The organism is Paucibacter sp. DJ2R-2 (assembly GCF_025717675.1).
Lineage (GTDB): Bacteria > Pseudomonadota > Gammaproteobacteria > Burkholderiales > Burkholderiaceae_C > Paucibacter_A.
In genome coordinates, this window is the sequence record NZ_JAJIRT010000001.1 from 1,277,992 (window position 1) to 1,299,049 (window position 21,058).

Here is a 21,058-nt window from a genome sequence, read left to right on the forward strand (position 1 = left end):
TGCGTCGTTGGTCCGGTGCTCGGAATCCTCACGTACAGAACGTACGCTCCGGTTCCTGCGCTCCGTCCGCCTAGCCTGGCAGCCGCTCGCTACAGAAATCTTAGAACTCTGAACCATGAGCCGCGCCGCCAGCACGCCCCTGCCGCCGCCCATCAACCTGGCCCTGCAGGGCGGCGGCTCACATGGCGCCTTCACCTGGGGCGTGCTGGACGCGCTGCTGGAAGACGGCCGACTGAACTTCGAAGGCATCAGTGGCACCAGCGCCGGTGCCATGAATGCCGTCGCCCTGGCCCATGGCCTTGCTCAGGCCCTGGAGAAGGCACGACCTGACCCCCGGGAAGCGGCGCGCGAATCGCTGGCTGCGTTTTGGAATGGCGTGATTGCCATGGGCGCGCTGGGCGAGGCACAGCGCGCACCCTTTGGCTTTCTGTTCGGCCACGCGGCCGACGAGAACTCGGCCGCCGCGCCCTGGCTCAGCGCCATGAGCGCGCTCTGGACCAGCACGGTCTCGCCCTACCAGTCCAACCCCTTCGACATCAATCCCCTGCGCAGCTTTGTCGCCGGCCAGATCGACTTCGAGGCCGTGGCCCGCCAGGCCGGCAAGATCCCCAAAGTCTTCGTGGTCGCCACCCGGGTCAGCACCGGCAAGGCCGAGATCTTTTCGGGTGAGCGCCTCAGCGTCGATGCCGTCATGGCCTCGGCCTGCCTGCCGACCCTGTTCAAAGCCGTGGAAATTGACGGTCAGCACTACTGGGACGGCGGCTACTCCGGCAACCCCGCCATCCATCCGCTGATCTACCAATGCACGGGCCGCGACATCGTGCTGGTGCAGATCAACCCGATCGAACGCGAGGCCCTGCCCACCAGCAGCGCGCAGATCCTGGACCGCCTCAACGAGATCAGCTTCAACGCCGCCCTGATCGCCGAGATGCGCGCCATCGACTTCGTCAAGCGCCTGCTGGCCGAAGGCAAGCTGGACCCGGCGCATTACAAAGATGTGCTGATGCACCGCATCGACGGCGGCGAAGCGCTGGAGGCCTTCAGCGCCGCCAGCAAGAGCTCCACCAGTGCCGCGCTGATTCACCAGCTGCGTGACCTGGGCCGCAACCATGCCCAGAACTGGCTGCAACACCACTTCAAAGACCTGGGCCAGCGCAGCAGCGTCAACATCAAAAGCGACTATCTGGACGATTTGCGCCTGCCGGTGCGAGGCGCTTGAATTCACTCCTGGGGCCCGGCGCTAGCAAGGCAGAGGCCCGCCTGCGGGCCCAGCACCGTGCGCGGCTGGCGGCCTCTCACGCCCTGCCAGCCGGAGCGGCCAGTGATGCCCTTACACTGCCCGCCGCCACTTGGTTTCATGAACAGGGCCACCTCGTCGTCGGTCCTCAGCAAGGATCTTCGCCGCCATGCCCAACGACCTGCCCGTCGCCATCCTGGGAGACAAGAACTCCTTGAGTCCGAACGCACGCGAGGCGATTCAGAAACTCAATGGTGCCGCGCCTTGGGCCTTCACCCTGGAGCTCATCTGGGCATGGGCGGTGGTGATCGGGTTCATTACCCTGGCGCTTCATCTCAACACCTGGTGGATGTCGCTGCTGACCGTTCTGGTGGTGGCCACTAGGCAGAACGTGCTGGGCCTGCTGGTCCATGATCAGGCCCATCTGCTCGGCTACCGCGGTCGTTTCGGCGACCTGGGGGTCAATCTCTTGGCCGCCTACCCATTGCTGGTTTTGACGGTGGAGGGCTATGCCCAGGTGCACCTGGCCCACCACCGCGACTACTTCGGTCCCAGCGATCCGGACTTCAAACGCAAGAGTGGGCCGGACTGGACATTCCCCATGCCTCCCGGCCGCTTGGCCCGTTTATTCCTGAGAGATCTGCTGGGCATCAACACCATCGCCCTGATGCGGGGCAAGAAGCCGGCCGAAGCGAACCCCGTGTTCGCACGCCGGAACGCCGTGCCCAAGTGGCTGAGGCCGCTCTTTTTCTTGGTCTTGATCGGCCTGTTGAGCTGGGCCGGTCTGTGGACGGCCTTCCTGCTGTACTGGCTGCTGCCCTTGCTGACGGTGACCCAGGTCATCATTCGCTGGGGCGCCATTTGCGAGCATGAGTACGGCGCGCCCAAGGCCACAGTGGCCGAATCCACACCCTTGATCGTGCTGAGTTGGTGGGAGCGCCTGTTGCTGCCCAACCTCAACTTCGCCATGCACCCTTATCACCACTATTTCCCTGGTGTGCCCTTCTCGCGCCTGCCCGCTTTGCACCGCATTTACGAGCACGACGGGCTGATCGAAGAGAAGCACGTGTTCCGCGGCTACGGATCCTACTTGCGCTTCATCACCCGCAAGCCGGCCTGAATTCGTCCGACGCTCCTCCGCAGCGCCGCCCTGATCCACCAACTGCGCGCCCTTGGCCAACGCAGCAGCGTGAACATCAAGCGCGACTATCTGGACGATTTGCGCATGCCGATCCGCTGCGGCTGAGGGGCAGGTTCCGGCACAGAACCGTCGTTCGCTGAGATTTGAATACGAACGCAGAGTGCGCGGAGGTTCGCAGAGATCGCAGAGAGAGAGAAGAAGAGCGAGGATTGTGTTCTCAGCGTCCTCTGCGGTCCTCTGCGAACTCTGCGTGCTGAAACTTCTCCGCAAACGACGGCTCAGTGCCGACTGCCGCCCCTGTCATGGCCCTGCCATCCGCATCGCAGACCATGGGCGCTTCCTTTCTAGCTGCCCGGGCCCGCCATGAACAACGTCGCTTCCGACCTGGTCGAAAACCTGACCTTTGACGAACTGCAGATCGGCCAGGGCGCCCGCCTGGTGCGCACCCTGAGCGCCCAGGACATCGCCGCCTTTGCCGCTGTCTCCGGCGACAGCAACCCCGCCCACCTGGACAGCGGCGACGGCACGGCGCCGCTGATGCACGAGGTGGTCGGCCACGGCATGTGGAGCGGCGCCCTGGTCTCGGCCTTGCTGGGCACCCAGTTCCCCGGCGCCGGCACCCGCTATCTGGACCAGAGCCTGCATTTCATCGCCCCAGTGCGCGTCGGCGATACGCTGACCGTCAGCGTCACGGTCACGGCCAAAGACGCCGCGCGCGGCGCCGTCGAGCTGGCCTGCGAGCTGATCAACCAGAAGGGCGAGCGCGTCGCCAGCGGCATCGCCCGCGTGCTGGCGCCGACGCAAAAGGTCCGCCTGCCGCGAAGCAGCCGGCCCGAGATCCACCTCTTCGACCCGCAAGCGCGTTTCAATGCCTTGCTGGCCCTGGGCCGAGCGCTGCCGGCCGTGCGCTGCGCCGTGGTCCACCCCTGCGACGAAGCCTCGCTGACTGGCGCCGTCGATGCTGCGCGTTTGGGTCTGCTGGACCCGGTCTTGATCGGCCCGGAGGCTCGCCTGCGCGCGGTCGCGGAGGCCTGCGGCCTGGATCTGGGCGGCCTGGACATCATCGCCATGCCGCACAGCCACGCGGCGGCCGAACATGCGGCCGAGCTGGCCGCCAGCGGCGCCGTGGCCAGCCTGATGAAAGGCAGCCTGCACACCGACGAGCTGGTCCGCGCCGTGCTGGCGCGCAAGGAGCTTCGCACCGGCCGGCGCATGTCCCATGTGTTCCGCTTCGATGTGCCGCTCTACAGCAAGCCTTTGCTGATCACCGACGCCGCGCTCAACATCCGGCCGACCCTGGACGAGAAGCGCGACATCGTGCAGAACGCCATCGACTTCGCACGCGTGCTCGGCGTCGATCGGCCCCATGTGGCCCTGCTGTCGGCGGTCGAGACCGTCAACGCCAACATCCCCTCCACCCTGGACGCGGCCGCGCTGTGCAAGATGGCCGACCGCGGCCAGATCAGCGGCGGCGTGCTCGACGGCCCGCTGGCCTTTGACAACGCCATCTCGGCGGAAGCGGCTCGCATCAAGGGCATTGCCTCGCCGGTGGCCGGCCAGGCCGATATCTTGGCCGTGCCCGATCTGGAAAGCGGCAATATGCTGGCCAAGCAGCTCGAATACCTGGCCGGCGCCACCGGGGCCGGCATCGTGCTCGGCGCCCGAGTGCCCATCGCCCTGACCAGCCGGGCAGACGGGCCCATGGCGCGGGCGTCCTCGGCGCTGCTGGTACAGCTGGTGGCGCAGGCAGCAGCCCGCTGAAGAGCCGCTCTTGTGGGGTTTGAATTACGAGCCCTCGCGGTGCTTGTCGATTCCGCCCATGCTGGAACGTCGTAGGGCTGATGAGCGCCGTATCGTTCATTCAAGCATTCATACATTCAGCAAGCCCACCGACCTCACTCACAGGAGCGCCCCATCCATGGCCACCACCCAGAAGATGATCTTCATCAGCCTGCCCGTGCAGGACCTCCCGGCTTCGACCGCCTTCTACCAAGCCCTGGGCTTTGAGCCCAACCCGCAGTTTAGCGACGAGGCCGGCACGGCCATGGTCTGGAGCGAGGCCATCCATGTGATGCTGCTCACGCACGCCAAATGGCGCAGCTTCACCGACCGCCCCTTCCCGGCCGCCGGCACAGCCGGGTCGATGCTGAACCTGTCACTGGACAGCCGAGAAGCCGTCGACGCCATGAACACCTCCGCCGCCGCCCACGGCGGCAAGGCCGATGTGAACCCGGTGCAGGACTTGGGTTTCATGTACGCCCGTGATCTGTCCGACCCGGACGGGCATTTGTGGGGCGCGTTCTGGATGGACCCGGCGGCGATTCCAGGTGCGGGGGCGGGGGCGGGGCAGCACGGCGAGTGAGGGGGTTAGGTCCCGCCTGGTTCAGACCCAGTGGCGGGTGCGAGCCCGGGGCCAGTCGAGCTGCCCACGCCCCCTGCCTATACGGTGCGTGGCTTTGCTAGAAGAACAAGCTGCGCAGGAACTCCGCCGTTTCCGGGGACAGCCCCACGATCTTGTTGGTGGCCTGCCGGTAGAGCTTGAAGTTCAACTCGGTCTCAGGGCGGCCGGCATCCCAGTCGGAGAAAGGCTTCAACTCGGTCCTGCCGAGACTGCGCTTGGCCTGAGCCATCCGACGGACGGTGATGTTGACCCTTGGCGTCTGGCGCTCGATGTCAGCTCTTCTCGGAGTGGGCTCGGCTGCCACGACCGTTCCCAAGGCGATCAGGCCAGCACCGCCTTCGTTCTCGCTGGCGAAGACGAAGACCTCATCGCCTGCTTCAATGTGCTTGCCGCCATACATCGTCTTCTGAGCCTCAAAGATCCAGGACGCTGCGCGTGCATCGGTGACTTCGGTCTTGATGGCGTACATGGACTGAATGGCGGGCTGGGCTGCTGCAGAAGTTACTGCACCCTGCTAAAGGTTCAGCATGGACCGTTGGTTCTCCGACTGAACGAGTGGCTCAGTCTCACTGAGCTTTGATGCGCCCAGCGACGACGAGCGCGGCGGCGATAGCGCAGATGGCGGCCTGAACGTGCAAGGCATTCCTGAGCTCTACCCAACAGGCTGTGCCGCCGCCGACGCACTGATAGGAATCGACTGGACCGGAAAAGCTGCCATCCAATCCAAAGACGGGAGCAAGGATCAGGAGGCAGCAAGCCACAAGGCCAAACCCCAGTGTCTTCACAGCCAAAGTTTGGCCTCGAAACATCGAACGCAGCAGCACCGAGGCGAATGCACCAGCCATTGCAAGGCAGATCATCAAAGACGCCGTACTGCTGGCTAGTTTTGTGACCGAGCCGTAGGCAAGGAGCAGCCACACCACCGCCGACAAAGCGGGCAACAACTGCCCAAGCTCGATGTGTGGGTCGATGGTCTTGCTAGGTGGGTTCGGGTCCGACATGTGTCACCTGGGTCGCGGGAGAGTGAAGGCCAACGAGGCTGACGAACAAGCCGAGATACACGCCACCCACGCCGCCTGGTGCGTGTGAATGTCTGCGAGGGCGAGTCGTTGAGCTCATCGTTGAGATGGAATCGGTAGGCTCCGTTTTCGGGGTCTGCGCCGGATTGTGCCGCCTGCCAGCCGCGTTATGGAACCCCGGTTTGCCCGAAGCTCGCTCACGCGGCCTTCTCAATGCCATGCACGATGCAAGACACAGGACTCAGCGTCTGACCTTGGCGTGGCCTCGGTAGTTCAAGAGGTTCAGCTGCTTGTTGTGGCAGATGTCCAGCAACAACCATAGGCGCCAAGGCAAGGATGTGCGGGCAGCTACGTCGCGGCAATGGTGCAAAGGGGTCAGGCCTTGCCCTGAAACATAAGGCGTGACCGCGCCACCTGGACCCCGCCGCTCTGCAAGGTGCGATGACGGCTCAGACCGCCGGCGGAAAAGAATGACCACCCCGTTGTGGCGCGCAGCGCCAGCACCTCCGACCCCGTGATGCAGATGGAGGCCAGCTAACCCGCATTCGGGTCCGGAGCACCGACCTGTTGACTGCTACAAGGCAGTCTAAGAGTGGGCGTAGTTTCTCTGTGTACCCCTTCGTCCCTCGATGTACGAGATGGCAATAAGCTAGGGTCAGGTCTCGATGAGAAATCAGAACGACGGAGTTGAAGAGAAGGAAAGCCCCTGTAAGGCATCAGGCTTCACTTGCGACCACCAGGAACCAAAGAGAAGGACGTCCTCGTGTGGGTGAGACCGTCCTGGGCAGCGAGATTTGTCAATTCCGCGGTGTATTCGCCGCGGGCAAGTGTGACCCAACCAATGCTCCGCGACTTTCGGTTGTTGGAGTGGCTCTGAAGGCACAACGTTACAAACTTCGAATCGACAACGACAGAACTATCGTTTGCCCTGCGAATGACCACTCTGATTGGTATGGGGCGACCGTACTCTGCTTGTCCTGCCAGCGACATTGGGTTGCTCTGGCAGCCTGCAGCGTAGTTGTTGCCAACAATCTTGTCTTGAAGACGGGCCTCAGTTGAAGCGAACTCGAATTCCAGAAGGAACTGGTAGCTCTTGTCAACTGGGACAGTGAATGAACTGGAGGTCGCGATGCCTGCAGTTTGAAGCGGTAGTGCTGTACTGCCAATAAGGGGCGGAAACACGCACAGCCCAACGATCCACATTGCCGGGCCGATGATGCCGTTCTGACAGAGAGCGTATGCAGTTGGTCCCATATACAGCCGAACGTTTGCGCTGAGTTTCGAGCAGCTGATGGGCACGGAAGGTCCAGAACGAAACAGAGGCCTGGAGTGGCCAGTCGTCGCGAGTCAGCTTAAACGACCGGTTGGAAACTTCCACCTGACTCATGCGATTGGTTTATAGCCCTTGTCGGATATTTCAAGATGCAGCGCTACTCGCGCGCAAAGCATCTCAGCAAACGGTATCCCTTGATTCTTGTCGCTTACGACACGAACCAATTCCTTGGTGGAATAGCCGACAGTACCGACTTCCACCACCAGCTGTGTCTTGTAACCGATTGGTCGAGCCCTGACCCACGCTGCGTCGGATACGTCAACCTCCTTCGTGGCCAGTTGGCGACCAAACAAAATCGTTGTCTTTCGCACTTTCTTGGCTCCGGGATCAAGTTCGGACTTGCGCCTCAAACCACGTGCCGCGATCAAACAGAAAATGACGAGCAACGTGCTCGCGAAAGCCAATTTTGGGCTCAGACCCAATCTGGTCGAGTCCCAAATCTTAACCACGGCTGTAGCAGACCCAATAGCCGACAAGCGCCATGTGGTTGGATCGGTGACAAGGTATTCGTCGAGATCGACCAGTGGCATGGAACTTCTAAATTGGCTGTCCAAAAACTCAAAAGCTGCAGCAGCTCGCATCCCTCTGTACGCACGCGAGCGAGAGTACGTGATCGCAATTCGTGAGTTTTGGATTCATGGATGAACTAGGAACCGTAGGCCGACACTTTCGACGGCTAAGCCGGATTGTGCCGCGTACGCGTTCCGTTATCGAATCCTAGTTTCCCCGATGCCGGTGCAGCATCTCACGCCATATGGTGCAGCCCCCCATCCACATACAGCGTGTCCCCCGTCATCCCCGACGCCCCGCCGCCGACCAAAAATGCGACCAGGCGGCCGACTTCGGCGATGTCGATCAGGCGGTGGGCGGGCGCGCGGCTGACGGCCATGTCGATCAGCTCGTCGAAGTGGTCAATGCCGGAGGCCGCGCGGGTGCGCAGCGGGCCGGGCGAGACAGCGAAGACGCGAACCTGGCGTTCGGCCAGCTCGCTGGCCAGGTAGCGCACGCTGGACTGCAGCGCGGCCTTGACCGGGCCCATCAGGTTGTAGTGATCCACGACCTTGTCGGCGCCGTGATAGCTCATGGTGATCAGCGCGCCGCCGGGGTTCATGAGCGGCTCGGCATAACGCGCCATTTCGATGAAGGAATGGCAGGACACCTGCATGGCTTGCAGAAAGCCGGCCTGCGAGCAGTCGATCACTCGGCCGTGCAGGTCATCGCGCGGCGCAAAGGCGATTGAGTGGATGACGAAGTCCAGCGTTCCCCAGGTCTCGCGCAGCTGTTCGAACACGGCTTGCATCTGGCCGGGCTGGCTGACGTCCAGCGGCATCAGCAGGCGCGCATCGAGCGCCTCGGCCAGCGGCGCGACATGGGGGCGAGCCTTGTCGTTGAGGTAGGTGAGTGCAATCTCGGCGCCGAAGGCGCGCAGCTTGGCGGCGCAGCCGAAAGCGATGCTGTCGCCATTGGCCACGCCGACCACCAGGCCGCGCTTGCCTTTGAGCATGTCGCCGATGCGGGTGTCCTCGTCCCAGATCTTGGGCAGGGGGTCGCGAGAAGTGTTGTCGTGGTTCATGGCTTCAGGCCTCCTCTAGGCTGGTGAGCGCCTCGGGCGCGGGAGTAATTGGTGTGGCGAGCTCAAACAGCTCGCGCATGCGCTGCAGCAGAGCGGCGGTGCGAGGCTCCATCTCACGGACATCGCCGAGGATGTACTCAACCACTTGCAGGGCCGCCACGCGCTCCTCGCGTTGCGGCAGCAGGCGCGGCAGAGCGGCCAGCGCGGCCTCGGGCTCGAACTCGATGATGACCGACTGCTCGCGGATCATGGCCGCGCGTCGCTCGGGCGTTAGCGAGGCAAAGGGCTCGCGCTGGGTCAGCACCTCGGCGGAGCGCTCCAGGCGGTCGCGCCGCACCGAGCCGCGCGACTCGGCCAGCAGAATCAGCATGCGGATCACTGTGCTGCGGTAGCCGCCGTTGTCCAAGCCCAGCAGCATGGCTTGCACCTCGGGCAGGTAGCGCAACTCGGCCGGGTCTTTGTGGATGCGCTCGCGCGCGAAGGGCTTTCCCAACCACTGCATGAAGGGCGTGCCGTAGAGCGCCAAGAAGCTGCTTTCATAGGCTGCATCGCGCAGGTCGCGCATCAGGTCCATGCCTTGCATCAGGCCCTGGGCCGAGAGCTGCTCCAGCGCCAGCCAGGGGTTGTCCGGCGCGGCCGGCTGACGCTGGGCCTGCAGCTGCGGAACCAGGCCGCCCAGCCACTTCATCGCAGGGTTGTGGTCATCGGCAAAGGCGCGCCGGCTGGTGCGTGCAGGATGGGCGTCACGGATCAACTGCGCCAGCTGCGGCGTGACCAGGGCTTGCACCATGGGGCGCAGGGCCAGCTCGTAGGCATCGGTACCCAAAGCGGACAAACGGGCCACGGCGGCGAAGTCATGCTCCTGCTCCCGGTCTTGAAACTCCGCGCCGCTGATGTCGCTGAGCTTGCGCTCGTGGAAGCTGACGACGAAATGCTCGGCATGGCCTTCGCCATGGACCGCGTCGATGGTCATCTCGTACAGGCCCGGCGGCAAGGTCTCGATGGTCTTCAGCGTCGAGGCCATCTCGGCATGCTCTTTGTTTGCGATCGAGGAGGAGACAAAGATGCCCAGATGCCCGACCTTGTCGTGGACCATATAGAGGATGCGCTGGCCGCGGATGCGGATCTCATGCTCATCGGCATAGGTGTCAACGATCCAGTTCAGCGCCTGCTGCGGCGGCGTGATGTTGTCGCCGCGGCTGGCGAACACGATGATGGGCGAACGAATCGCCTTCAGGTCCAGGTGGCGGCCCGGTTCCAGCTGGGCCTCGCCGCGCGACAGGCGGTTGCCGACGAAGAGTTGCTCGACGATCCAGCGGATCTCGGCCTCGTTGGAGAAGTGAAAGCCTCCCCACCAACGCTCGAAATCAAGAAAGCTCTGGCGCCGCGTGTCGACCTCGCGGTAGAGATCGAAATACTTGCCGAAGAAATTGCGGCTGGGGTTGAGCTGCTCGAAGTTGGAGACCAGGTGGGCACCGTCGAATTCGCCATGGCCCAGGTCCGACATCAGCAGCGCCGGCAGCGCGCCGCCGAGCAGGCCACCGTTGTAGCGCATGGGGTTCTCGCCGAGCTTGCCCGACCAGGTGGCCACCGGCGCGCCATTGATGACCAGGGGGCCCGAGATCTCGGGGTTGGCCGCCGCCAGCACCAGGGTGGCCCAGCCGCCCTGGCAGTTGCCCACCACCACGGGCTTGGGCGCCTCCGGGTGTAGGCGGCGGATCTCCTGGATGAAGCCGGCCTCGGCGCGCATCACATCGGCCAGGGTCTGGCCCGGCTCGGGGTGCTGGCGGAAGACGACGAAGTAAACCGGGTGACCGGCGCGCAGGGCGACCCCCACCTGGCTGTCATGCTTGAAGCCTCCGATGCCGGCGCCGTGGCCGGCGCGCGGGTCGATGATCATGTAGGGCCGCTTCCAGTCCATCACCTCGACGCCGGCCGGCGGCGTGATGCGCAAGAGACGGTAGTTCACCGGGCGCGGCAGCTGGCGGCCATCGACGACTTCCTCGTAGGCGTAGTCCAGCACCGGTGGCGTGCCGGCGGCCTCGTGGTCCAGGTCCTGCTGGCCGCGTTCGCGCAAGGTGTCCAGGGTCAGCAGCAGGCGCTGGGCCGCGTCGACCCCATAGGCCGCCGCGTCACGCGCCCCATGGCCGCGCCAGGCCGCGAGGGCCAGGTCTTGCCCGAGGCGCAGCCAATCGGCCCAGAGCTGCTGGCCACGTTCGCCGTGGCTGTGCTGGATGCGCTCGGCATGCTGCCGTTGGGCGGTGTTCAGGCGCTCGGCCTGGCGCGACCAGATGTCGGCATCCTCGCGCTGGCGTTGGCCCAGATTGTTGACGCTGAAATTGGGAGTCATGGGGTTTCGCCTTGAAGTGATTTGGGTACTGCGAGTTCAGGCCCACAGCAGCTCGGCCGCATGCTCGGCCAGCATGCGTTCCTCGTCGGTCTTGATGACGCGGATGTGGACCTTGGAGTCGGGGTGGCTGATCAGGGCCTGGCCGCGCTGGTTGGCCTCGGGGTCCAGGCGCAGGCCCATCCACTCCATGTCGGCGAGCAGATCGGCGCGCAGTTCGGCGGCGTTCTCGCCGATGCCGCCGGTCAGCACCAAGGCGTCCAGCCCGCCCAGGCAGGCGGCCAGGCCGGCCAGCTCGCGCCGGCCACGGTCAACGAAGTAGGCCAGCGCCTCGCGCGCCGCAGGGCTGCCGGAGGCCTGCAGCACGCGCACATCGTGCGACTCACCGGACAAGCCCTTCAGGCCCGCGTTCTTGTAGAGCAAGTCGCTGAGGGCGGCCGGGTCCATGCGGTGTTCGCTCATCAGGTAGAGCAGAACGCCGGGGTCGAGCTGGCCGCAGCGGGTTCCCATGGGCAGGCCGTCGAGCGCCGTGAAACCCATGGTGGACGCGACCGAGCGCCCTCCGCGCAGGGCGCACATGGAAGCGCCATTGCCCAGATGCGCGATCACCACGCGGCCGAGTGCACGCTCGGGCTCGAGCTCGCGCAGGCGGCGAGCGATGAACTCGTAAGACAGGCCGTGGAAGCCATAACGCCGTATGCCTTGTTCGTAATAGCGGCGCGGCAGGGCAAAGGTGTCGGCGACGAAGGGGTGGCTGCGGTGGAAGGCGGTGTCGAAGCAGGCGACCTGGTGGGCCTCGGGGAAGGCGGCGCGTGCGGCGCGGATGCCGGCCAGGTTGTGCGGCTGGTGCAGCGGCGCCAGCGGGCAGAAGCGCTCGAGCTGGGCCAGCAGGGCGGCGTCGATCAACTGCGGCGCAGCGAACTCCGGGCCGCCATGCACAACCCGGTGGCTGACGGCGCTGAGCACCTCACCGTGGAAATGGTGGGTCAGCACGTCGAGGATGGCTTGCAAAGCCAGCTCATGGTCGCCCACGGCGGCGTCATGGCGCAGGGACTGCTGCAGGCGGGTGCCCGCCCCGAGCTCGGCCTGCAGGCGCGGGCTGTCCCCCAGGCCCTCGACCTGGCCGTGGGCCAGCATGCTCAGTTCGGGCTGGGCTTTGTAAAGCGAAAACTTCAGCGAAGAAGAGCCGGCGTTCAGGGTCAGAAGCAGGTCATTGGCAGCCATGGTCGGGCATCCTGGGCGGCCCGGGGGCCGCTTCCGTTCGGAGAGATACCCTGAAGCTAACGAGCGCTGATGACCCACCCGTGACGCGCAGGCCTCGCTTTCATGACAGGCCCGAGTCGCGTGGCCGCTTCAGCGAGCGGCGGCGTCGCGCAGACGCGCCAGCTCGCGCGCCATCAGATGCTGGCGCAGGCGCGGGCCGCGCAGCTTGGCCAGGGTGGCCAGGCCGTGGATGGCCAGGCCCAGACCCCAGCCCCAGAGCGGGAAGGCCGTCCAGTAGCTCTGGTGCAGCCCGCTGAGCAGGTAGAGGCCCAGGTTGACAGCCACAAACACCGTCAGGTGGCCGAGAAAACCCATCAGGGCGTCGACGCGTTGCTGGGCTTCTTGCAGCAAGGCGGCTTCGGGGTCTGTGCCCTTGAAGGCGGGGTCGCTGGGGTGCAGGCAGTGGCTCATGCTTCGGTGCTCCTGGGCTGTGTGATGGCTGCATCTTGGCGGCGCAGCGCAGCGCAAGCCAAGGCCATGCGACGGCTTGTCAGCGGCGGGCGCGAATCGACGGCCCGAGCGATGAAGCGAGCGGCTGCCGCAGCTCAAGCACCGGACAAGCCCTGCGCCAGATGGTCCACCAGCGCCCGCACCCGCTGCGGCAGAAAGCGCTGGCTGGGCATGAGGGCGTGCAGGGGCAAGTCATCGCCCTGCCAGTCGGGGAAGAGGTCAACCAGGGCGCCGCTGCCCAGGCTCAGGCGCACATCGAGCGCGCTCTTGTAGATCACGCCGAAACCTTGCAGGGCCCATTGGTGGGCGATGGCAGCGTCGTCACAGCTGCGCGGGCCATGAACCGCCACCACCAGGGGCGCGGCCGCCTCTTGGCCGCGCGGGCGAAAGCGCCAGCTGCGCTCGTGCCGGTTGCGGATCTTGAAGGTCAGGCAGGCGTGCTGGCTGAGCTCGCTGGGGTGGCCGGGCCGGCCATGGCGCTCGAGATAGGCCGGGCTGGCCACGGCCATGCGTCGCACCAAGGCCAAGCGGCGCGCCACCAGGCCCGAGTCGGGCAGCTGGCCGTAGCGCAGGGCCAGGTCCACCTCGTCCTTGACCAGGTCCAGCAGGGAATCGCTGACGCTGAGCTGCAGCTCCACGGCCGGGTGGCGCTCCAGAAACTCGTCGAACAGCGGCAGCAGCAGCTGGCGGGTCAGATCGCTGGGCGCCGAAACCCGGATGCGGCCGCGCAAGGAAGGCGCCGCCGCACCGGCCGCGCGGCTGCCGGCCGCGCAGGCCACCGGGTCGGCCTCCAGCGCCAGCGCCAGGCCTTCGTCCAGCAATTCCAGCGCACGCTGGCCATGCTCGCGCAGCTGCTCGCCGGCCTGGGTCAGGCGCAGGGCCCGCGTGCTGCGCTCCACCAGGCGCAGACCCAGACGCGCTTCCAGCTTCTTGAGCATGGCGCTGGCCGCCGCCGGCGTGATGTCCATGACCTTGGATGCGGCCGTCAGGCTGCCGCCCCGGGCGCACTCCAGCAGCAGGCGCAGCTCGTCGGTATTTTCAATTTTCATTTGAAACAGTCGCTTCGAACCATGGCTTTTTCCGAAAGCCAAACAGACCGAGGATAGCGTCCAACGCCGGGATCGTCCCGGCCTCACCGGAGTCTTCCCATGAAAGCTGTTGGCTATTTCCAGAACCTGCCCCTCACAGCCCCCGAGTCCTTGCTCGACCTGGAGCTGCCCCGCCCCACCCCCGGCCCGCGCGACCTGCTGGTCGAGGTGCGCGCCATTGCCGTCAACCCGGTTGATGTGAAGGTGCGCATGAGCCGGCCCGCGGCCGATGCGCAGACCCCGGTCGTGCTGGGCTGGGATGCCGTGGGCATCGTCCGCGAAGTCGGGCCCGAGGTGCGCGGCTTCCAGCCGGGCGACCGGGTCTGGTACGCCGGCGAGATCAACCGCCCGGGCAGCTATGCCCAGTTCCAGGCCGTGGACCACCGCCTGGCCGCGCTGGCCCCGGCCTCGCTCAGCGACGCCGAGGCGGCCGCCCTGCCGCTGACCGCCATCACCGCCTGGGAGCTGCTGTTCGACCGCCTGCAGGTGCAACACCAGCCCGAGCGCCCGGTCAGCCTGCTGGTCACGGCGGCCAATGGCGGGGTCGGCTCCATCCTTTTGCAACTGGCACGCCAGCTGCCCCATCTGACCTTGATCGCCAGCACCAGCCGGCCCGAAACCGCCGCCCGCCTGCAAGCCTTGGGCGCCCATCACGTGGTGGATCACCGCCAGCCCCTGGCGCCACAGCTGAAGCAACTGGTGAGCCAGCACCAACTTCCGCCGATCCGCTATGCCGCCAGCCTCAGCCACACCAGCGAACATTTCGGCGAACTGGTCGAGGCGCTGGAGGTGCAAGGCCGGCTGGGCCTGATCGACGATTTCCCGCCCGAGGCCGTCAATGTGATGGCGCTCAAGGGCAAGGCCCTGTCCCTGCACTGGGAGATGATGTTCGCCCGCGCCCTGCACGCCAGCCACGATGTGGCAGAAGTCGGCGCCCTGCTGGCCGAAGTGGCGCGGCGGGTGGACGCCGGCGCGCTGCGCAGCACCTTGGCGGAGGTGCTCGGGCCGATCTCGGCCGCCACGCTCAAGCAGGCACATCAGCGCCTGGAAGGCCAGCACACCGAGGGCAAGCTGGTGCTCGAGGGCTGGCCAGGCTGAGTCGCCGGCAAGGCGGGAAGCAGGAGGGGCGCGGCTGCTATGGTCGCGCCTGCGTGTTTTTTCCTTCCGCTTGATTGATGCCCGACTTGCTTTCCGTCCTGCCGCTGCTGGACGCCGCCTTGCGCGGCGCCCTGCTGGCCATGCTCCTGCTGCTGGGCTGGGCCTTGTGGCGCGACGGCTCGGCGCGGCCGCGCCCGGCCGGGGCGCAGCTGGGCATGATGCTGGCGGCCGGCTTGATGGTGCAGGTGATCAGCTCCATGCCCGCCTTCGAGGCCGGCCTGCCCCTGGCCTGGCAGGCGCCGGCCATCGCCATCTCGGTGGCCAATGCGCCGCTGTTCGCCCTGTTTGCCCGAGCCTTGTTCGTGGACGAGTTCCAGCTGCGGCCGCGTCACGCCCTGATTTGGCTGGCGGCCGCCGGCCTGAGTCTGCTCAACTGCATCTGGCTGCAGCCTTTGTCGCAAGGGCCGCAGCCCTGGTGGCCGGCCCAGGCCGCGGTCGGCTTGCAGCGCAGCCTGCCCTTGCTCTGCGGCTTGGTCGTGGCTGGCGCCGCCCTGCAGCACTGGCGGGTGGACCTGGTCGAGCGCCGACGGCGCCTGCGCCTGTTTGTGGTGCTGGGTGGCACGGCATACATGTGCGCCATGGTTTGGGCGCGGGCACGCAGCCCGCAGGGCGCACTGAGCCCCGGTCTGGCCTTGGCCGATATGAGTGGCCTGCTGCTGATCCTGACCGTGCTCGCGCTGGGCTTGCTGCGCCTGCCGGCCCAAGGCCTGTTTGGAGGCCTGACGGTGGCCAGCTGCTCACAGCCGCTGGCGCCTGCCCCTCCACCAGACCCGGCCCCTGATGCCGACACGACCGACCCGGCCGAGCTGCAGCGCCTGCTGCAGTTGGTGCATCAGCATGCCTTCCACCGCAGTGAGGAACCCAGCCTGGGAGCCCTGGCCGCGCTCGCTGATCTGCCCGAGTACCGCCTGCGCCGCCTGATCCATCAAGGCCTGGGCCATCGCAACTTCAACGCCTTCATCAACAGCTTCCGCCTGGCCGAGGCCCGGGCGGCTCTGGCCGACCCAGCCCGGCGCGGCGTGCCCATCCTGAGCCTGGCGCTGGAGGCGGGCTTTCAATCCATCGGCCCCTTCAACCGGGCTTTCAAGACCGAGACGGGCCTGACGCCAAGCGAGTACCGCCAACAAAGCCTGGACACAAGCAGCACGGGCAACGCTATTTCTCTGGCCGAAAACTGAAATCACCGTTTTCGGCAAGACCGGCCGGCTTGCGAGCGGCAAGGTATGGGCTTCTCTTCTGTCACCCATACCTTCACCGGATCGGAGCCATCACCGTGCCTCATCGAATCTCCCCGCGCAGCCCGCTGCACACAAGTCTTCTGAATCTGGCCGCACTGCTGCTGAGCGCGCTGCTGGCCAGCACTGCCCAAGCCAACGTCGCCTGGCGCGAGCTGCCGGCGCGGGGCGAAGACGGCCCGGTCACGGTCTTCTACCCCAGCGAGACGGCCGAGCAGGCGCAGCGTTTCGGCCCCTTTGGCGAACTGAGACTGGCGGCTGAGGGCGAGCCGGCGCCGGCCCGTGGCAACGGCCGCCTGGTGCTGATCTCGCACGGCTCGGGCGGCGGGCCCTGGGGCCATGCCCAACTGGCCCAGGCCCTGGTGCGCGCCGGCTTTGTGGTCGCCGTGCCCTGGCACCGGGCCGACAACTTTCGCGACCCCAGCCGCCCCGGCCCCGACAGCTGGAAGCTGCGCCCGGCCGAGATGTCGCGCGCCATCGACGCGGTGGCCGCGGATGCCGGCATGGCCCACTTCGCCTTGGACCTGGAGCGCGTCGGCGCCTACGGCATGTCGGCCGGCGGCCACACCGTGCTCAGCCTGGCGGGCGGCCGCTGGTCAGCGGGCGGTTTCAAGCGACATTGCGACACGCACCTGGCCGAAGACTTCCAGTTCTGCGTCGGCCTGATCACGCGTCTGAACGGCGGCGGGCTCGATGGGCTCAAGCAATGGGCGGCCCGGCGCGTGCTCGCCTGGCGCTTCGCCGACGACACGCCACAAACGCATGAGGACCCGCGCATCCGCGCCGTGGTGGCGGCGGTGCCGGCCGCGGCCGATTTCGAGCTCGACTCGCTGGTGCAGCCACGCATACCCCTGGCCCTGCTGACAGCGAGGCAAGACGCCTGGCTGCACCCGCAATGGCACAGCGACGCCGTGCTGCAGCGTTGCCGCCAGGCCCCACGCCAGCCCTGCGAGCAGTTGGCCGATCTGCCCCAAGGCGGCCATGGCGCCTACCTCGCGCCCCTGCCGGCCGGTCTGGACGGGCTGCTGGGGGACTTGCTCAACGATCCGCCGGGCTTCGACCGAAACCAATTGGCCGAGATCGATGCGCGCGTGGTGGGGTTTTTCCAGAAGCATCTGCTGCAGCCCTGAACCCGGTGAGGGCGGCCACGTCCAAAGAAAAAAGGCGAGCCTCGCGGCCCGCCTCTTTCATTGAACGAAATAGGGTCAGAGTCAATTTTTGCAGGCAAGTCATGGTCAGCTTTAAATAACTCTGACCCCATTTGAATGTGTCGCCATGGGTTGGCGAACTGGCGCTCTTCCCTCACGGACCTCCCACATTGATGTAGACGACGGCGAAGCCGTCATGGACCCCTGTTGTCACCGTGGCACGCAGGATTCGACCATGGGACTCCTCAGGCCGCACTGCAAAGTGCACGCGACTGGCTTCACCGGTGAAGCTGGCCGAGGCCGTACCGTCGGCATTGGTTTGCACACTGAAGTCGACCTGAGACGGATCACTCAGGGGCCTCCAGGCCAGAAAAGTCAAGGCACGGGGCGGGTGGGCCTGAATCAGATAGTGGATACCCCCAGGCGGAGCCTGGAACGAAAGCTCAAAGCAATTGGCCGCCTCAGGCCTCGCCTCGATGCTCACATCTTGAATGACGTCTTTATTGATGGTGACGCAGCCTGTCGCTGTTGCTGACCAGGCCGGGCATGAAACAGCGAGTGAAGCAGCAAGCCATGCGGCGGTGAATGGACTGCGGCTGATCGTTGGGTTTCGAAGATTCCAGCGCATCTTGCTGCTTGTTTCGAGTGAGAGAGCTGCAGTCTAGCTTGCGTGGATTCATGAAGTTACTTTCCCAAACAAGGACGTGCGCATGCTGGAACGCCCCCATACAGGCAGGGAGCACCGACCAGAAAAAAGGCGAGCCTCACGGCCCGCCCTTTTTCAATGGCCACCCGCCGGGAGGCGGGCGGCTCAAGCCCGATCGCTCAGGGCGCCAGCTGCGGCCAGCAGGCCTCGCTGTGCTGGTGGCCAAGACGGCCTTCTTCGTCGATACCAGGGCGCGCCGCGGGCACCGCAACCGCGCTGGCCGTGGCGGCGGCGCGCGGGTCCAGGGCCTTGCCGGCCAGATCGGCCAGCTCGTCCAGATGGGCCTTGAGCACTCGGTCGCCGGCGGAGGCGGCCTTGGCGCTGAACAGGGACTTCAGACCCTTGAGCTCGGCACGCACGGCCGGGCGGCCTTCTTCCGCACCCGAAGCACCGGGCACCGCCAGGCGCTCGGCCAGCAGCTCCACATAGGCGCGCTGCAGATTGCGACGCGGCACGCTGACCTTGGCGGCGCCGGTGTTCAGCTCGCTGAACACACCGCCGCGCAGATCGGCCAGCAGCTCGTCCAGGCGGTAGGCCTTGCCCTCAGCCGCCGCGGCTTCTTGGGCCAGCAGACGGGCGCTGCGGCTGCGGTCCAGCAAGGCACGCAGGACATTGCGCTGGGAGGTCAGCAGCATGGCGCCCGGCTCGGCCGGCTTGACCCGCTCCAGGATGGCGGGTTCAAACAACCAGCTCGGGGTCTTGAACAGCTGCTCGTTCAGGAAGGCCACGGCCTGGGCCTGCTTGGCCTTGGTGGCCGGGGTGTGCACGGCACCGGCCTGGCCGCCATGCTTGTTGTGGAAGTTGTAGCCGCCGACGATGGCGGTCACATGACCCAGCTCACGGCCCCACTGGCCCCAGGTGGCGCGGTAGAGGTCTTCCAGCGGCTTGTCGCTCTCGCCGTCCTTCAAAGCCATCTTGGGCAGCTGCTTGACGATGCGCTGCAGGTTCTTGATGCCCAGGCCGGTGGAATACACGGCATCGGCGTCGCCCACGGCTTCGGTGGTGTCGCCGTACTCGCCCTCACCCTTGGGCGAAGTGAAGCGCAGCCAGGGCTTGCTGTCCTGCTCGCGGATCCAGCGGTCCAGCACCGGCTTCTCGGCCGCCGCGGTCTTGGCCTCGGGGATGGGCGTGTAGCCCCATTGGGTGGCAAAGATGTCGTAGGGGCCGATCTTGGGGATCAGCAGAGCCGGGTCGATCTTGTCCTCGGGCTGCACCACGTAGTTGATGCGGCTGTAGTCCATCAAGGTGGGCACATGGCCCATTTCCTTGAGCCATTTGGCATCGCGCAGCTTGTCGACCGGGTAGGTCGAGCTGGCCTTCATATTGTGCGGAAAGCCCAAGGAGTGGCCGACCTCATGGGTCACCACATAGCCGACCAGATCGCCCATCAAATCGTCCGGCAGCGGCAGTTGCTGGGCGCGCGGATCGACAGCACCGGCTTGCGTGACGTACCAGTCGCGCTGCAGCTGCATGATGTTGTGATACATCACGATGTTGGCGTTCAGGATCTCGCCGCTGCGCGGGTCGCTGAGGTGGGGGCCGTAGGCATTGGCGATCGGGCTCGGCACCCAGCGGATGATGCTGTAGCGCACATCGGCGGGGTCGAACTCGGGGTCTTCTTCCTTCGTCGGGAAGGTCCGCGCCTGCACCGCGTTCTTGAAGCCGGCGGCCTCAAACGCCACATTCCAGGCCTCGATGCCCTTCTTCACATAGGGCACCAGATTGCTGGGCGTGGAGCTGTCGATGTACCAGACGATGGGCTTGACCGGCTCGCTCAGCGCGGCGCTCGGGTCCTTCTTTTCGAGGCGCCAGCGGGTGATCAGGCGCTCACGCTTGCTCTCCTGGGCATCGCTGCCGAAGTCGACGCGGGCGATGCTGAAAAAGCCGACGCGGTCGTCCATGATGCGCGGCTGCATCGGCACTTCGGGCAGCTGCACCAGGTTGTAGGCGACATTGACGCTGGCGAACTTGGGCGGCTGCGGCGGCAGCTGGAAGCCCGGCGGCAGGCCCGGCGGCAAGATGATGGGCGTGGGCGTGACGCCGTAGGTGTGGACCGCGTCGATGCGCAGGCTGCCGGCAAAAGCCTTGGTGGTGTCAACATAGCTGCGGCTCGGGTCCACCGAATTGCCGCGCAGAATGCCACGGGCCGAGAAGTCACCGACCTCGCTGTTGAACAGGCGGGTCACCTCGATCACCGGCGCGCCGCTCTTGGCAAAGGCCTCGACCGGGAAACTCAGCACGATGGTGTCGCGCTGCGAGGCCTCGACCGAGGGGGCAATCGGCCGGCTCGGGTCGGCCACGAAATCATGCGAGACCACCTGCAAATAGACCCGGTTTCCTTGCAGGCTGAAGCGCACCACCTCGGTGTTCAGCTCCTTGCCGACATGGTCGACATTGGCGGGCACGGCGGTGGCCGTGGCCACCATCAGCAGGGGTTTGGAGAGCAGATCCTTGGGGATTTCGAAGTAAGTCTTGCCCTTGAGGCTGTGGATGTTGAACAGGCCGGTCTGGGTCTTGGCCTCGGCGGTGATGATCTTGTCGAAGGGCTTGGGCTCGCTGGCATCGGGTGCGGCCGGCGGCGTGGCCGGCTTGGCTGCTGCGGCAGCTGCGGAGGCAGCACCGGCCGGCGCCTCAGGCGCCTGCTTGGGGTCGGCGGCATGCGCGGACAGGGCAGCCAGGCTGGAGATGGCTAAGGCCATGGCGGTGGCCACGGGGCCGGTGAGTTTCAAGGACATGGGTGGTTTTCCTTTGCGGGGGCGGTGGCCCCGGGTCTGCTCAGGGCCCCGAGCACCGGCAGCGGCTGTCGAGCGGCTCGGTCTGGGGTGATTCCTGATTTCGGAATTGTGTCGTGCGAGCGCGCGCGCGCCGAAAGTCAGCCCCCCGGGGAAACCCTGGAGGCTGTGCGCTCCCACCGCAATTCAGACATCGCCAACGTCGATTGGTCGCAAATTCCGGGCCC

At 66.0% G+C, this 21,058-nt stretch carries 18 protein-coding genes; 7 read left to right on the plus strand and 11 right to left on the minus strand.

Annotation, left to right across the window (positions count from 1 at the left end; all coding sequences use genetic code 11):
• Positions 1-115 precede the first annotated feature (115 nt).
• The 4 genes from LNV28_RS05505 (at position 116) to LNV28_RS05520 (ending at position 4,740) form a co-directional block, all read left to right on the plus strand.
• On the plus strand, positions 116-1,219 hold the full coding sequence (locus LNV28_RS05505) for a patatin-like phospholipase family protein (protein WP_263516101.1): 1,104 nt from the start codon (positions 116-118) through the stop codon (positions 1,217-1,219).
• A gap of 187 nt (positions 1,220-1,406) precedes the next feature.
• Positions 1,407-2,357, plus strand: coding sequence for a fatty acid desaturase family protein (locus tag LNV28_RS05510; RefSeq protein ID WP_263516100.1), 951 nt, complete (start codon positions 1,407-1,409; stop codon positions 2,355-2,357).
• 384 nt (positions 2,358-2,741) lie between these two features.
• Positions 2,742-4,139: a bifunctional enoyl-CoA hydratase/phosphate acetyltransferase gene (locus LNV28_RS05515; RefSeq protein WP_263516099.1), complete on the plus strand. Its 1,398-nt coding sequence runs from the start codon at positions 2,742-2,744 to the stop codon at positions 4,137-4,139.
• Between the two features lie 157 nt (positions 4,140-4,296).
• A complete protein-coding gene (locus LNV28_RS05520) occupies positions 4,297-4,740 on the plus strand; it encodes a VOC family protein (RefSeq protein WP_263516098.1) in 444 nt (147 codons plus the stop codon).
• Between the two features lie 97 nt (positions 4,741-4,837).
• On the opposite strand, the gene LNV28_RS05525 is transcribed toward LNV28_RS05520, so the two are convergent.
• The 9 genes from LNV28_RS05525 to LNV28_RS05560 form a co-directional block, all read right to left on the minus strand.
• Positions 4,838-5,248 carry a hypothetical protein gene (locus LNV28_RS05525; protein WP_263516097.1) on the minus strand — a complete coding sequence of 137 codons (411 nt, stop codon included), beginning with the start codon at positions 5,246-5,248 and terminating at the stop codon, positions 4,838-4,840.
• A 97-nt stretch (positions 5,249-5,345) separates the two neighbouring features.
• Positions 5,346-5,780, minus strand: coding sequence for a hypothetical protein (locus LNV28_RS05530; protein WP_263516096.1), 435 nt, complete (start codon positions 5,778-5,780; stop codon positions 5,346-5,348).
• A gap of 741 nt (positions 5,781-6,521) precedes the next feature.
• Positions 6,522-7,052 (minus strand): DUF5625 family protein, encoded by a 531-nt coding sequence (locus LNV28_RS25155; RefSeq protein WP_411969922.1) that lies wholly within the window; start codon positions 7,050-7,052, stop codon positions 6,522-6,524.
• Positions 7,053-7,181: 129 nt separating this feature from the next.
• The gene (locus tag LNV28_RS05535; protein WP_263516095.1) at positions 7,182-7,661 is read right to left on the minus strand and encodes a hypothetical protein; all 480 of its coding nucleotides are present in this window, start codon (positions 7,659-7,661) and stop codon (positions 7,182-7,184) included.
• Positions 7,662-7,876: 215 nt separating this feature from the next.
• A complete protein-coding gene (fabI, locus tag LNV28_RS05540) occupies positions 7,877-8,635 on the minus strand; it encodes an enoyl-ACP reductase FabI (RefSeq protein ID WP_263517128.1) in 759 nt (252 codons plus the stop codon).
• A 73-nt stretch (positions 8,636-8,708) separates the two neighbouring features.
• Complete coding sequence (locus LNV28_RS05545) at positions 8,709-11,054, minus strand: alpha/beta fold hydrolase (RefSeq protein WP_263516094.1); 2,346 nt, start codon at positions 11,052-11,054, stop codon at positions 8,709-8,711.
• Positions 11,055-11,090: 36 nt separating this feature from the next.
• A complete protein-coding gene (locus LNV28_RS05550; RefSeq protein WP_263516093.1) occupies positions 11,091-12,275 on the minus strand; it encodes an acetate/propionate family kinase in 1,185 nt (394 codons plus the stop codon).
• A 129-nt stretch (positions 12,276-12,404) separates the two neighbouring features.
• Entirely contained in the window at positions 12,405-12,725 is a 321-nt protein-coding gene (locus LNV28_RS05555) for a 2TM domain-containing protein (RefSeq protein WP_263516092.1), read from the minus strand.
• Between the two features lie 134 nt (positions 12,726-12,859).
• On the minus strand, positions 12,860-13,813 hold the full coding sequence (locus tag LNV28_RS05560) for a LysR family transcriptional regulator (RefSeq protein ID WP_263516091.1): 954 nt from the start codon (positions 13,811-13,813) through the stop codon (positions 12,860-12,862).
• 99 nt (positions 13,814-13,912) lie between these two features.
• On the opposite strand from LNV28_RS05560, the gene LNV28_RS05565 reads away from it, so the two are divergent.
• From LNV28_RS05565 to LNV28_RS05575, 3 genes are all read left to right on the plus strand, one after another.
• On the plus strand, positions 13,913-14,950 hold the full coding sequence (locus tag LNV28_RS05565) for a zinc-binding alcohol dehydrogenase family protein (protein ID WP_263516090.1): 1,038 nt from the start codon (positions 13,913-13,915) through the stop codon (positions 14,948-14,950).
• Between the two features lie 77 nt (positions 14,951-15,027).
• Complete coding sequence (locus LNV28_RS05570) at positions 15,028-16,188, plus strand: helix-turn-helix domain-containing protein (RefSeq protein ID WP_263568745.1); 1,161 nt, start codon at positions 15,028-15,030, stop codon at positions 16,186-16,188.
• A gap of 95 nt (positions 16,189-16,283) precedes the next feature.
• Positions 16,284-17,375, plus strand: a complete 1,092-nt coding sequence (locus tag LNV28_RS05575; RefSeq protein WP_263516088.1) for an alpha/beta hydrolase family protein — start codon at positions 16,284-16,286, stop codon at positions 17,373-17,375.
• Between the two features lie 172 nt (positions 17,376-17,547).
• Here LNV28_RS05575 and LNV28_RS05580 read toward each other — a convergent pair whose 3' ends face one another.
• Both LNV28_RS05580 and LNV28_RS05585 read right to left on the minus strand, forming a co-directional pair.
• Positions 17,548-18,021, minus strand: coding sequence for a hypothetical protein (locus LNV28_RS05580; RefSeq protein ID WP_263516087.1), 474 nt, complete (start codon positions 18,019-18,021; stop codon positions 17,548-17,550).
• Positions 18,022-18,218: 197 nt separating this feature from the next.
• On the minus strand, positions 18,219-20,834 hold the full coding sequence (locus LNV28_RS05585) for a zinc-dependent metalloprotease (RefSeq protein ID WP_263516086.1): 2,616 nt from the start codon (positions 20,832-20,834) through the stop codon (positions 18,219-18,221).
• Positions 20,835-21,058 lie beyond the last annotated feature (224 nt).

Bases quoted from the DNA above. Each gene is read 5' to 3' on its own strand.
- LNV28_RS05580 (WP_263516087.1), bottom strand. From the start codon at position 18,021: ATGCGCTGGAATCTTCGAAACCCAACGATCAGCCGCAGTCCATTCACC.
- LNV28_RS05505 (WP_263516101.1), top strand. From the start codon at position 116: ATGAGCCGCGCCGCCAGCACGCCCCTGCCGCCGCCCATCAACCTGGCC.
- fabI (WP_263517128.1), bottom strand. From the start codon at position 8,635: ATGCTCAAAGGCAAGCGCGGCCTGGTGGTCGGCGTGGCCAATGGCGAC.
- LNV28_RS05515 (WP_263516099.1), top strand. From the start codon at position 2,742: ATGAACAACGTCGCTTCCGACCTGGTCGAAAACCTGACCTTTGACGAA.
- LNV28_RS05555 (WP_263516092.1), bottom strand. From the start codon at position 12,725: ATGAGCCACTGCCTGCACCCCAGCGACCCCGCCTTCAAGGGCACAGAC.
- LNV28_RS05570 (WP_263568745.1), top strand. From the start codon at position 15,028: ATGCCCGACTTGCTTTCCGTCCTGCCGCTGCTGGACGCCGCCTTGCGC.
- LNV28_RS05560 (WP_263516091.1), bottom strand. From the start codon at position 13,813: ATGAAAATTGAAAATACCGACGAGCTGCGCCTGCTGCTGGAGTGCGCC.
- LNV28_RS25155 (WP_411969922.1), bottom strand. From the start codon at position 7,052: ATGGGACCAACTGCATACGCTCTCTGTCAGAACGGCATCATCGGCCCG.
- LNV28_RS05525 (WP_263516097.1), bottom strand. From the start codon at position 5,248: ATGTACGCCATCAAGACCGAAGTCACCGATGCACGCGCAGCGTCCTGG.
- LNV28_RS05535 (WP_263516095.1), bottom strand. From the start codon at position 7,661: ATGCCACTGGTCGATCTCGACGAATACCTTGTCACCGATCCAACCACA.
- LNV28_RS05565 (WP_263516090.1), top strand. From the start codon at position 13,913: ATGAAAGCTGTTGGCTATTTCCAGAACCTGCCCCTCACAGCCCCCGAG.
- LNV28_RS05550 (WP_263516093.1), bottom strand. From the start codon at position 12,275: ATGGCTGCCAATGACCTGCTTCTGACCCTGAACGCCGGCTCTTCTTCG.
- LNV28_RS05545 (WP_263516094.1), bottom strand. From the start codon at position 11,054: ATGACTCCCAATTTCAGCGTCAACAATCTGGGCCAACGCCAGCGCGAG.
- LNV28_RS05520 (WP_263516098.1), top strand. From the start codon at position 4,297: ATGGCCACCACCCAGAAGATGATCTTCATCAGCCTGCCCGTGCAGGAC.
- LNV28_RS05510 (WP_263516100.1), top strand. From the start codon at position 1,407: ATGCCCAACGACCTGCCCGTCGCCATCCTGGGAGACAAGAACTCCTTG.
- LNV28_RS05585 (WP_263516086.1), bottom strand. From the start codon at position 20,834: ATGTCCTTGAAACTCACCGGCCCCGTGGCCACCGCCATGGCCTTAGCC.
- LNV28_RS05530 (WP_263516096.1), bottom strand. From the start codon at position 5,780: ATGTCGGACCCGAACCCACCTAGCAAGACCATCGACCCACACATCGAG.